Below are 11,780 nucleotides of genomic sequence, written 5' to 3' on the forward strand. Positions count from 1 at the left end.
GCTTTTTTTATGAATATAATGTACTATCTGAATTACTCAGCAGAAACATCTACCGTTGTTTCGGCGGCTATTTTCTTATAAGTACCGTTTTCAAGCTTTTCACGAATTGCCTCATAGGCGGCAAGCGTCTGGTTAATGTCGTCCATAGTATGGCTTGCAGTAGGTATCATCCTCAACAAAATTATACCTTTCGGTATAACAGGATACACAACTATAGAAAGGAATATATTATAATTTTCCCTAAGGTCATTTACCATTACCATTGCTTCCGGTATGCTGCCCTCAAGGTATACAGGTGTAACACATGTGTTGGTATCGCCTATATTAAAGCCACGTTCTTTAAGTCCGTTTTGCAGCGCATTTACGTTTTCCCAAAGCTTATCTTTAAGTTCCGGCATAGTACGCAGCATATCAAGGCGTTTAAGCGCACCTTTAACCAGTATCATTGGTAATGCCTTCGCAAACATCTGTGAGCGCAGGTTATATTTCAAAAAGTCGATAACATCTTTATCGGCAGCCACAAATGCACCTATGCTTGCCATAGATTTTGCAAACGTAGAAAAGTAAACATCTATACCATCCTGGCAACCCTGCTCCTCTCCTGCCCCGGCACCTGTTTTACCAAGTGTGCCAAAGCCGTGTGCATCATCTACTAACAGCCTGAAGTTATATTTCTCTTTAAGGGCTACAATTTCTTTAATCTTGCCCTGCTGCCCGCGCATACCAAAAACACCTTCGGTAATTACAAGTATGCCGCCACCTGTTGTTTCGGCCATGTTTGTGGCACGTTCCAGGTTTTTTTCAAGGCTTTCAACATCATTATGCTTGTAGGTAAAGCGTTTACCCATGTGCAGGCGCACGCCATCTATTATACAGGCATGAGAGTCTACATCATAAACAATAATATCGTTTTTAGAAACAAGGGCATCAATTATAGATACCATTCCCTGGTAACCAAAGTTAAGCAGGTAAGCCGCTTCTTTTTGCACAAAAACTGCAAGCTCCTGTTCCAGCTTTTCGTGCCATGAGGTATGCCCGCTCATCATACGTGCCCCCATTGGGTAGGCAGAGCCATATTCCTGTGCCGCCTCGGCGTCAACTTTTCTTATTTCGGGGTGGTTGGCAAGGCCAAGGTAATCGTTAATGCTCCAGTTAATCACTTCTTTGCCATGAAACATCATACGGTTTGCCAAAGGGCCTTCCAGTTTCGGGAAAACATAATAGCCTTCAGCCTGAGAAGCCCATTTTCCCAAAGGGCCTTTGTTCTTTTGTATCCTCTCAAATAAATCTTTTACCATAATATCAATTGTGTCTTTTAAAAACAGCATCAAAAGTAATTATTATATTGCTATCGTCATAATAATTTTAAAATCAATATTTGTGTACTTGCCGAAAAATGATATATTATAGTCAAGTCTTTACCATATTATAAAACAATACACGCTGTACTGTGTTAAAATTTTAACAACCACTAAAGAATTAAAATATTTCATTAGTTTTACCGCCATCACTAAAACAAGTAATAATTTTAACCAAACCAATTAAAATGGACGCAAATTCGAATTTAAAGGCTGACATGTACCTCATGACCAACTCAAGGTTTTTCTTAGGACACCACATTACTTTCCTTAGAGAAAAGCTAACAGGAATGCATGACTCTAAGTGGCCGCAGATTTTTTCATCAGAATTAAAAGACCCGTCTAACATCCAGATCGTATCACTGCTTGCAGGCGGTTTTGGTATAGACCGTTTTATGATTGGTGATACCGGCCTTGGTGTAGCAAAATTGTTAACCTGCGGCGGTGCCGGCATCTGGACAATTGTTGACTGGTTCCTTATACAGGACGCTACAAAACAGAAAAACATGGAGAAAATCCAGTCTATGATTTAATTTAATGAGCAGGAACAGGCTATACCTTATACTTAGTATTGCACTTACAGGCGGATATGCATGGCTTGCATGGGCGTTTTACCGCCACAGTACAGGCCCTGCAAACTTTTCGCCCTGCATAGTTAAGAACGTAACAGGTATAGCCTGCCCTTCCTGCGGTTCTACCCGCTCATTGGTACATCTGTTAAATGGGCAGGTACAGCAAGCTGTTTTAACAAACCCCATAGGTATAATTCTTGCCGTTATCATGATAATACTGCCATTCTGGCTCATATTTGATATAGCTACAGGAAAAGATACTGTTTATAAAAATTACCGTACCTTCGAGAAAACAATTGTAAAAAAGTGGATTGCTGTTCCGCTGGTTTTATTAATTATAATCAACTGGATATGGAATATACAGAAGGGAATATAACTACTCAGGATGAAGCCATAGTTTACCCGCACGAGCATGAGCAGGCAGGCAATGCCTACCTTATGGCTATTGTGGGGCTTATAGCAGGCTTGCCCCTGCCTATTGTAAATTTTATAGCATCATTGATATATTATTTCAGTAACCTGAAATCATCTTATTACGTGCGCTGGCACTGTATACAGGCGATGCTTGCACAGTTGATTATCATGCCATTTAACAGTGTGGCTATCGGCTGGACTTTAAGGCTCATTTTTACTGATGATGAACCGGGTTGGTATTATGGCTTTTACATTTTTGGTGTAATTTTACTCAACATCTGTGAATTCGTGGCTGTAATGATTACCGCATCTAAAGTAAAAAAGGGAGAAAACGTGCGCTGGGCTGTAATTGCAGTCATAACAGACGCCCTTTGCAGCAAAAGAAAGACCAACAACAACTACTTAACATAAATGAAACTGGTATTTGCTTCTAACAACAAGAACAAGCTTAATGAAATTAAACTAAGGCTACCGGCTGAAATTGAATTGCTGAGCCTTGAAGATATAGGCTGTTTTGAAGAAATACCCGAAACTGCCGATACTATAGAAGGCAATGCCATACTTAAGGCCGACTATGTAACTCAAAAGTATGGTTACAACTGCTTTGCAGATGATACCGGACTTGAAGTTGAAGCACTTGGCGGTGCACCCGGCGTATATTCGGCGCGATATGCAGGCGAAGAAAAAAGCGCCGAAGCCAATATGGAGAAGTTGCTTAATGAACTTAACGGTAAAACAAACCGCAGTGCCCGCTTTAAAACCGTAATTGCCCTGAACTTAAACGGCAGCCAACACTTATTTACAGGCATTGTAAACGGCGAAATAACAAATGAAAAAGCCGGAACCGGCGGATTTGGCTATGATCCGGTTTTTAAGCCTGAAGGCAAAAATGCAACATTCGCCCAAATACCTCCTGAAGAAAAAGCAGAGCACAGCCACCGCGGCAGGGCTGTAAAACAGCTTATAGATTTTCTTTTACCGTAAGCTCTTGATTTACAATAGCAACAAAAAGTCAAAACTCTCTTACAGGCATTAGCATATCTCGCTAATAAACAGTACCTTTGCAGCTATTTTAAATTTTATATGAAAAAATTCGAAGAATTAGGATTAAATGAGTCGCTACTGAGGGCGATAGGAGATCTGGGTTTCGAGACCCCGAGTGAAGTACAGGAAAAGGCGATTCCCCTATTATTGGAAAAAGATACCGATATTGTAGCGCTGGCACAAACAGGAACGGGTAAAACCGCTGCGTTTGGCTTTCCGCTTATCCAGAAGATAGATGCTGATAACAGGAATACACAGGCATTAATACTTTCGCCAACACGCGAGTTGTGCCTGCAGATTACAAATGAGATAAAGCTTTACAGCAAGTACATAAAAAGCCTGCATACCGTAGCGGTATATGGCGGTGCAAGCATAACAGAGCAGGCGCGTGAAGTTAAGCGCGGTGCACAGATAATTGTTGCTACACCGGGCAGGATGCAGGACATGATTAATCGTGGCCTTGTAGATATATCTAAAATTGATTTTTGTGTGCTTGATGAAGCTGATGAAATGCTTAATATGGGCTTTTATGAAGATATAGTATCTATACTTTCTACCACGCCCGATGAAAAATGCACATGGCTTTTCTCAGCAACCATGCCGCAGGAAGTAGCCCGTATTGCAAAAGAGTTTATGCGCAAGCCGCTTGAAATTACAGTTGGCCACAAAAACTCGGGTTCATCTACAGTATCACACGAGTTTTATATGGTAAATGCGCGCGACCGTTATGAAGCGCTTAAACGCCTTGCAGATGCCAACCCTGATATTTTCTCGGTTATATTTTGCCGCACCAAACGTGATACGCAGGTTGTTGCCGATAAGCTTATAGAAGACGGGTATAATGCCGCAGCGCTGCATGGCGACCTTAGCCAGGCACAACGTGACTCTGTAATGAAATCGTTCCGTGGCAGGCAAATACAAATGCTGGTTGCTACCGATGTGGCTGCAAGGGGTATTGACGTGGATAATATAACTCACGTTATTAACTACCAGTTGCCCGATGATATAGAAACTTACAACCACCGTAGCGGCCGTACCGGCCGTGCAGGTAAACTGGGTACTTCAATTGTAATTATTACAAAAAGTGAATGGCGGAAAATAACGGCTATTGAAAAGGTTATCAAACAAAAATTTGAAGAAAAATCGATACCTTCAGGAATTGAGATCTGCGAAATACAGCTGTTCCACCTTGCCAATAAGATAAAAGATGTTGAGGTAGACCATGAAATAGACTCTTACCTGCCTGCTATATATGAAGTATTGAAAGACCTTTCTAAAGAAGAGCTTATCAAGAAGATGGTATCTGTTGAGTTTAACAGGTTTATCAATTACTACAAGAAAAACCGTGACCTTACATCACAGCAGGGAGGCAACGACAGGAAAGACCCTGCAAGCTTTAGTAGTGATGGCGGTGCGGTGCGTTACTTTATCAATATAGGATCCCGCGATGATTTCGACTGGATGACGCTTAAGGACTTTTTACGCGACACGCTTGGCCTGGGCCGCGATGATGTGTTTAAAGTGGATGTTAAAGAAGGTTTTTCATTCTTTAATACTGATGCAGAACATGCCAATATTGTTTTAGATACATTAAACAGCATGCACCTTGAAGGGCGCAGGATAAACGTAGAAATATCTAAAAACGACGGTGGCTCTAACAACCGCCGCCGCGACCACAACAACAGGGGTGGTGGCAGGAGAAGCGAATCTTTTGGCGCAGGCAATAATAATAAAGGAGGAGGCCGCAAAGAGGGTTCTTTTGAGCGTACATCAAGAAGAGGTGAAGGCCGAAAAGGCTCGGGCGACAGAAGGCCAAGAAGGAGCTAATATAAAATATTTGCGCATAATTGCATACTAACTACAAAATATCGCGTTTGTTTATTACTTTTACATTACATAAACAGTCAATGAGGTATTTTGTAGTTTTTTTTCTTATTCTTTTTTCAGGCACCGTAAATGCACAAAAAGTGCAGTCGGTTACAGGAACAATAATTAACGATGGCACCTTATTGCCTGTTGCACACGTTAATGTAATCAACATCAACAAAGTTAAGGGTACCATTACCGATGACAGGGGTAATTTTACCATAGAAGCAACAGTTAATGATACACTCCACCTGTCACTTGCGGGTTACCAGTCACTTAAAGTAAGGGTAACAAACGACTGGATTAACAGTGCCACTTCTACAAAAATACCCTTTACAGAACGCGCTTACACACTTGAGGAGGTAGTTATTAATAAATATGACCTTACCGGTTACCTGCAAATAGATGCCAAGCTTGCCCCTATTAAAGAGCCTGATTACCGTTATAATATATCGGGACTGCAATTAGGTTATGAAGGTGGTGAGTATTCTCCAGGCGCATTTAAACGCATTTTAAGCTCGGTATTTAACCCTGCCGACCTGTTGCATAATACATTTGGCAAAAAGCCTACAGAGATGCGCAGGCTAAGGGAGATGAAAAAAGACGACACTGTGCGTAATGTGCTTGCCTCTAAATTTGACAGGGAAACCCTTGCTGCCCTTCTGGGCGTTAGCAAAGAAGAAATTGTCGAGATACTGGAGCGCTGCAACTACTCTGAAGCATTTATAACCACCGCAAACGACCTGCAAATTATGGATGCCATAAGCGGGTGTTATGAAGAATATAAAGCGCTTAATCGCAACTAAACCGTTTCAAGATATTTGCTGGTTATAAAATCTATATCCTTTATAGATTTACGTGTCCAGTCTATACGTTTTTCCAGAATTTCATACTCTGTCAGCTTCCAGCTTATATCAGATTTTCGCAGCCTGCCGGTAATATTCTGTATTACTATTGCAGCAGAAGAAGATATATTAATGCTTTCGGTAAATCCTACCATGGGTATTTTTAAAAAACCGTCGGCTTGTTGCATAACAGTATCACTTAACCCCATTTTTTCTGTCCCGAAAAATATTGCAGAACGCTCGCTGATCTCAAAATCATCCATAAGGCAGGAGTCATTATGCGGAGATGTAGCTATAATTTTATAACCCTGCTGTTTTAATGAGTCAATGCAGGTTTGCGCGCTGGCATGCCTGTTGACATCTACCCATTTTTGGGCGCCAAGCGCTATCTCCTTATCTATCTTTTTACCATATTTTTCTTCTATAACGTGCATTTGCTGAATGCCGAATACTTCGCAGGTGCGCATAACGGCACTAGTGTTATGAAGCTGAAAAACATCCTCTATGGCTATGGTAAAATGTGTAGTGCGGCTTTGCAGTATCTCAATAAATTTATCCCTTCGGTTTTCAGTTATAAAAGTTTCAAGATATGCCAGATATTCTAAATCAGAGGTATTTTTCATTTTAGGTGTTAATGTTAAAAAACTTTTCTAAATTAGGGGTTCTTAAAACCAACCTAATGACACAGGAAGAATTACTGGTGCAAATTTATAAAAAAGACAGCAATGCCTTTACCCTGCTGTATGACATGTACTCTAAAAGCCTTTATGGTATTATTTTTAATCTTGTAAAAGACAAGGAAGAAAGTGAGGACATTCTGCAGGAAGTTTTTGTAAAAATATGGAAAAACCTTGACAGCTATAATGACAGCAAAGGCCGCTTTTTTACCTGGATACTTAACATAGCGCGAAATGCATCTATAGACAGGCTGCGCTCTAAAAGCCACAACAACAGCAAAAAAAACCTCTCTGCAGATAACTTCGTACATATATTGGACCACAATACCTCCGTAACCAATAAAATAGACGCCATTGGTATAAAAGAGTTTATAAACAAGCTGAAGCCTAAGTGCATAAGGCTTATAGACCTGCTCTTTTTTAAGGGCTATACACAGCAGGAAGCAAGTGATGAGCTTGAAATACCGCTTGGCACAGTAAAAACGCAGAACAGGAACTGCATTAACGAATTAAGAACCATTTTACAGGTACAATGAACAGCGAAGAATTAATAGCATCCGGTACACTTGAACTCTTTGTTTTCGGATTACTTACGGAGGCCGAAAATGATGAGATACAACAGATGGCAAAGCAGCACCCAGAGGTGCAGGCAGAAATTATTGGTATAGAAAAGGCTGTGGTAAACCTGTCTTACAGTATATCACCAAACCTTTCGGCAGAAAATTATAACAGGATACGCGAAAAACTGATTGAAAAAGAAAACGGAGTCATTAACCTTCAACGCAGGCGCGGCATCGCTCCATATATTGGTTGGGCAGCGGCGGCAGTACTTATGTTTGGTATAGGAGTACAGTATTACCAATATAACAAACTAAGTGAAGAGGCACAGCAAGCCAGTGCAGAGAGAAATAAATTTGAGCAGATGGTGGCAGGGTTGCAACGTGATAACTCTCAAACAGAGCGTGCACTTAATATGCTGCGTGCCAAAGAAAGTAAAGATGTATTACTTGAAGGCCAGCAGATAGCACCGGAGGCCTATGCAAAAGTATATGTTAACGATACTTATGATGAAATTTATGTAGACATTGCCGGGTTGCCCGAACCTCCTGAAGGAAAGGTATACCAGGTGTGGGCTTTAAAGCTTAACCCGATGACCCCTACCAGTATTGGCGTGCTTGATACTAAAGATGCCAATGCTGCCAAAGGTATATACAGAGTAGAGAATTATGAAGGTGCAGAAGCCTTTGGTATTACGCTTGAGCCTGCTGGCGGCAGCGTTGCCCCTACTCTTGAACAGCTTTATACACTTGGTAAAGTATAATGGCAAATGAAGAAAAAACTTGTAGTACTAAGTGGCGCGGGGGTAAGCGCTGAAAGCGGCGTTGCTACCTTTCGTGATGCAGGCGGCCTTTGGGAAGGCCACGATATTATGGAGGTTGCTTCTCCCGAAGGTTTCAGGAAAAATCCTGCACTGGTACTCGATTTTTATAATAAACGGCGCAGGCAGCTTTTTGAAGTGGAGCCCAACAAAGCCCATAAAATTATTGCCGGGCTTGAAAGTGATTTTGAAGTTACCGTTATAACGCAAAATGTTGACGACCTGCATGAGCGCGGCGGCAGCACAAACGTGCTGCACCTGCATGGCGAATTGCTAAAGGCAAGGTGTACCATTAATGAAAATGCTGTAATAGACTGCAGGGAAGATATTACCCAGGGGATGCTGCACCCCGAAACAGGAAGGCAGCTAAGGCCCCATATTGTGTGGTTTGGTGAAGCTGTACCGGCAATAATGGATGCAATGGATATTGTAGCGCAGGCCGATATACTAATTGTAATCGGTACATCTTTGCAGGTATATCCTGCTGCAGGACTTATAGATTATGCAAAGCCTGACATACCTGTTTATTATATAGATCCTAAGCCTGCTTATATCCCCAATCTTAGTAATCCGCTTGAAGTATTGCCTATGGCGGGCAGCGAGGGTATGGAGGTATTAAAAGAGAAACTGAAAAACTATTTGTAACAATAGTGATAATAACAAAAAACACCGGCCTCCAGCCGGTGTTTTGATATTCAAAAGATAGTTCTATACTTCTTTCTTAGCCGGGGCATTAAGCTTCTGGCTTAGCTCAAGCGATATAGCCGAACGCTCCATTTTAAGCCTACCTGCCATTGTTTCTATAACTACAGTATCGTCGGCAATTTCCAGAATTTTTCCGTGTATGCCACTCTTGGTAATTATCTTATCCCCTATTTTAAGGTTCTTTTCAAATTCCTTTTCCTGCTTCTGCCTTTTTTGCTGTGGCCTTATCATAAGGAAATAAATAACCACAAACATTAAAATTAAAGGTAAAAAAGATTGTATCTGTTCCATTTAAATTATTTGGTTTTAGGAGAAGCGGCACCTATACCTCCGCTTTTAGGCTTAACGTTGGCAGTAAAGTTTACTACTTCTGTACCCTTTTCGGTATTTGCTGTTATAGTAACCGATTTGTTCTGGTTTCCTGTTTTACCGGCAGAGTTAAACGATACTTTAACCTCGCCTGTTTCGCCCGGTGCTACAGCGGTTTTAGTATAGCTTGGCACAGTACAGCCGCAGCTTGCTTTTGCATTACTTATAACAAGATCAGAGCTTCCTGCATTGGTAAAGATAAAGGTATGTTCTACTGTTTCACCTTCGTTAATATCGCCAAAGTCATGCTCGGTTTCATCAAACTTCATTACGGCAACCTTACCTGCCTCGGCATGGGCAAGTTCAGCTTCCTTTGCAGTCTTGTCGTCAATACGCAAAGCGGCATTATCTTTACAAGATACCAGTACTAAAGATGCTATGGCAAACATAGCTGCTGTCTTTTTTAACATAGTTTCAGTTTTTAAGTTTTACATTAAACCGCGTCCGGTTTTCACTAATTTATTATTGTTCTGATAATCCTTTACAAGATTATCCAGAATTCCGTTGATAAAAATACTACTTTTTGGCGTAGAATACTCTTTTGCAATTTCAAGATATTCGTTAATGGTAACCTTTACAGGAATAGACGGGAATTTAAGAAATTCACATATAGCCATTTTCAGTATTATGGCGTCTACTTCTGCAATACGTTCTGTATCCCAGTTAGGGGTTTTGTCTATAAATTCCTTTGCAAGCTCTACTTCGTTTAAAACTGTTTTCCTGAAAAGCGCTTTTACAAAGTCTTTATCATCTTCATCTTTATACAGCCTCGGAACAAAAAAGTTACCATCTGGCTTTAACATTTTAAGCTGCTTGGCTATGAGTGTGTTAACTAATGGTATATCATCTACCCAGGTTAGTTTGTAATCTTCAAGGTATTCATATAGCTTTTCATCGGGAGCAATAACTTCTGTATAAAGCTCGGCAATAAAATCCCTGTCTTCCTCAAAATCATTTTCCCTGTTGTGCATGTATTTAGCATATACTTCGCTTTTCTTTATGGCATCAAGCAATATCAGTATATAGTCATCATTCAGCTTCCAGTTATTTATCTTGCTGTCAGCAAGCGCTATACTCAAAGGGTTATTTTCGTCAAGCAGCAGTAATACCTTGTTGTTGATGAACTTGCGGTTAGGGTTGCGTTCCTGCGGGGTTGCAAGGTGCTTTTTTGAAGATTTCTCTATATAATCTTCTTCGCTGTTCCTCAGCTCTACAAGTGCTGAAAGCAATATAAGATATAGATCGCGGATGTTTTCTATGCTTTGAAACAGAAATTTCTCCTCTTTTTCCAGATTGTCTGAATCATTTTGATGCATGGCATAAATAGACTGCATCACCTTAACCCGAATATGTCTCCTGTTTAACATCCGACTGTAAGAACTGTTTAAAAATTAAAGAAGCGAAAGAAATTTTCTTTCGCTTCGCAAAATTATAAATAAATATTATTATAGCTGTTTATTTAGCCATTTCTTTTTTCCTGTCGTCTATCCTCTTTTGGGCGATAGACATTGCAGCCTGTTGCGTAGTTATGTGGTTAGCTTCTGCAAAGTGTAATATTTCAAGCGTAGTGTTGTAAATATTTTCAGTCCTTTTCATTGCTTCAGCTTTATCATAGCCAACTATTTCGGCATATACATTTATAATACCACCGGCATTGATAAGGAAATCAGGAGCATACAATACTCCTTTTTCCTGCAGCAGTTTACCATGAACCTCTTCGTTAGCAAGCTGGTTATTGGCAGCACCTGCTATTACTTTAGCCTTAAGCCTTTGTATTGTTTCATCATTTACAGTTGCACCAAGCGCACACGGAGCGTAAATATCAACATCGGCACTGTAAATATCTTCACCTGTATAAACGTGTGCACCATATTTACCGGCTACATCCTGCATTTTTGCTACGTTAATATCCGTTACATATACTACCGCACCTTCTTTAGTAAGATAGCTTATAAGGGTTTCGCCAACGTGGCCTGTACCCTGAACCAGTATTTTTTTACCTTCAAGCTTATCAGTGCCAAACTGGTGCATTGCAGCAGCCTTCATACCCATATATACGCCATAAGCCGTTACCGGAGACGGGTTGCCCGAGCCACCTTTAGCTTCAGAAATACCTGTAACATAAGGAGTAACTTCCCTTATTATATCCATATCGGGTGTAGTGGTACCTACATCTTCTGCAGTTATATATTTTCCGCTTAAAGAATTGATGAACTGCCCGAACCTGGTCATCATTTCGGGAGTTTTGTCTGCTTTGGCATCGCCTATTATAACAGCCTTACCACCACCAAGGTTAAGCCCTGAAATAGCAGACTTATATGTCATTCCCCTGGAAAGCCTTAAAACATCATTCAGCGCCTCCCATTCATTTGCATACTTCCACATCCTCGTGCCTCCAAGTGCCGGCCCTAAAACCGTATTATGGATACCGATTATTGCTTTTAATCCAGTATCTTTGTCATGACAAAAAACGATTTGCTCGTGGTCATTAAAAGAAGCCTGGCCAAATACAGGATCAGCTTTCGTAAGGTCGTTAGCTTTAATAACTTCTG

At 40.8% G+C, this 11,780-nt stretch carries 15 protein-coding genes; 9 read left to right on the forward strand and 6 right to left on the reverse strand.

Annotated elements, in window-relative coordinates; genetic code table 11:
- Positions 1–32: 32 nt before the first annotated feature.
- Positions 33–1,298, reverse strand: a complete 1,266-nt coding sequence (locus Q0K96_RS14090; protein ID WP_297334620.1) for a pyridoxal phosphate-dependent aminotransferase family protein — start codon at positions 1,296–1,298, stop codon at positions 33–35.
- Positions 1,299–1,546: 248 nt separating this feature from the next.
- On the opposite strand from Q0K96_RS14090, the gene Q0K96_RS14095 reads away from it, so the two are divergent.
- From Q0K96_RS14095 to Q0K96_RS14120, 6 genes are all read left to right on the forward strand, one after another.
- On the forward strand, positions 1,547–1,891 hold the full coding sequence (locus tag Q0K96_RS14095; RefSeq protein ID WP_297334621.1) for a TM2 domain-containing protein: 345 nt from the start codon (positions 1,547–1,549) through the stop codon (positions 1,889–1,891).
- A 4-nt stretch (positions 1,892–1,895) separates the two neighbouring features.
- Positions 1,896–2,306: a DUF2752 domain-containing protein gene (locus Q0K96_RS14100; protein WP_297334622.1), complete on the forward strand. Its 411-nt coding sequence runs from the start codon at positions 1,896–1,898 to the stop codon at positions 2,304–2,306.
- On the forward strand, positions 2,282–2,755 hold the full coding sequence (locus Q0K96_RS14105; protein ID WP_297334623.1) for a DUF4870 domain-containing protein: 474 nt from the start codon (positions 2,282–2,284) through the stop codon (positions 2,753–2,755). The genes Q0K96_RS14100 and Q0K96_RS14105 overlap by 25 nt, the downstream gene beginning before the upstream one ends.
- Positions 2,756–3,328, forward strand: a complete 573-nt coding sequence (locus Q0K96_RS14110) for a non-canonical purine NTP diphosphatase (protein ID WP_297334624.1) — start codon at positions 2,756–2,758, stop codon at positions 3,326–3,328.
- 99 nt (positions 3,329–3,427) lie between these two features.
- On the forward strand, positions 3,428–5,215 hold the full coding sequence (locus tag Q0K96_RS14115; protein ID WP_297334625.1) for a DEAD/DEAH box helicase: 1,788 nt from the start codon (positions 3,428–3,430) through the stop codon (positions 5,213–5,215).
- Between the two features lie 80 nt (positions 5,216–5,295).
- On the forward strand, positions 5,296–6,060 hold the full coding sequence (locus Q0K96_RS14120) for a carboxypeptidase-like regulatory domain-containing protein (RefSeq protein WP_297334626.1): 765 nt from the start codon (positions 5,296–5,298) through the stop codon (positions 6,058–6,060).
- Here Q0K96_RS14120 and Q0K96_RS14125 read toward each other — a convergent pair.
- A complete protein-coding gene (locus tag Q0K96_RS14125; RefSeq protein ID WP_297334627.1) occupies positions 6,057–6,722 on the reverse strand; it encodes an RNA methyltransferase in 666 nt (221 codons plus the stop codon). The genes Q0K96_RS14120 and Q0K96_RS14125 overlap by 4 nt on opposite strands.
- A gap of 56 nt (positions 6,723–6,778) precedes the next feature.
- Between Q0K96_RS14125 and Q0K96_RS14130 the strand changes: the two genes are divergently transcribed.
- The 3 genes from Q0K96_RS14130 to Q0K96_RS14140 are packed head-to-tail and all read left to right on the forward strand — an operon-like array spanning position 6,779 to position 8,799.
- Positions 6,779–7,312: a sigma-70 family RNA polymerase sigma factor gene (locus Q0K96_RS14130; RefSeq protein WP_297334628.1), complete on the forward strand. Its 534-nt coding sequence runs from the start codon at positions 6,779–6,781 to the stop codon at positions 7,310–7,312.
- Entirely contained in the window at positions 7,309–8,097 is a 789-nt protein-coding gene (locus tag Q0K96_RS14135; protein ID WP_297334629.1) for an anti-sigma factor, read from the forward strand. The genes Q0K96_RS14130 and Q0K96_RS14135 overlap by 4 nt, the downstream gene beginning before the upstream one ends.
- Before the next feature lie 6 nt (positions 8,098–8,103).
- Positions 8,104–8,799 carry an NAD-dependent deacylase gene (locus Q0K96_RS14140; RefSeq protein ID WP_297334630.1) on the forward strand — a complete coding sequence of 232 codons (696 nt, stop codon included), beginning with the start codon at positions 8,104–8,106 and terminating at the stop codon, positions 8,797–8,799.
- Positions 8,800–8,862: 63 nt separating this feature from the next.
- Here Q0K96_RS14140 and yajC read toward each other — a convergent pair whose 3' ends face one another.
- The 4 genes from yajC to Q0K96_RS14160 all read right to left on the reverse strand — a co-directional run bounded on the left by yajC (position 8,863) and on the right by Q0K96_RS14160 (position 11,772).
- Positions 8,863–9,150, reverse strand: a complete 288-nt coding sequence (gene yajC / locus Q0K96_RS14145; RefSeq protein WP_297334631.1) for a preprotein translocase subunit YajC — start codon at positions 9,148–9,150, stop codon at positions 8,863–8,865.
- Between the two features lie 5 nt (positions 9,151–9,155).
- Positions 9,156–9,638 (reverse strand): DUF1573 domain-containing protein, encoded by a 483-nt coding sequence (locus Q0K96_RS14150; protein WP_297334632.1) that lies wholly within the window; start codon positions 9,636–9,638, stop codon positions 9,156–9,158.
- An 18-nt stretch (positions 9,639–9,656) separates the two neighbouring features.
- Positions 9,657–10,562 (reverse strand): transcription antitermination factor NusB, encoded by a 906-nt coding sequence (gene nusB / locus Q0K96_RS14155; protein ID WP_297334633.1) that lies wholly within the window; start codon positions 10,560–10,562, stop codon positions 9,657–9,659.
- Between the two features lie 121 nt (positions 10,563–10,683).
- Entirely contained in the window at positions 10,684–11,772 is a 1,089-nt protein-coding gene (locus Q0K96_RS14160; protein ID WP_297334634.1) for a Glu/Leu/Phe/Val dehydrogenase dimerization domain-containing protein, read from the reverse strand.
- Positions 11,773–11,780 lie beyond the last annotated feature (8 nt).

The organism is Flavobacterium sp. (assembly GCF_024305175.1).
In the GTDB taxonomy this organism is placed as follows: Bacteria; Bacteroidota; Bacteroidia; order Flavobacteriales; family Flavobacteriaceae; genus Flavobacterium.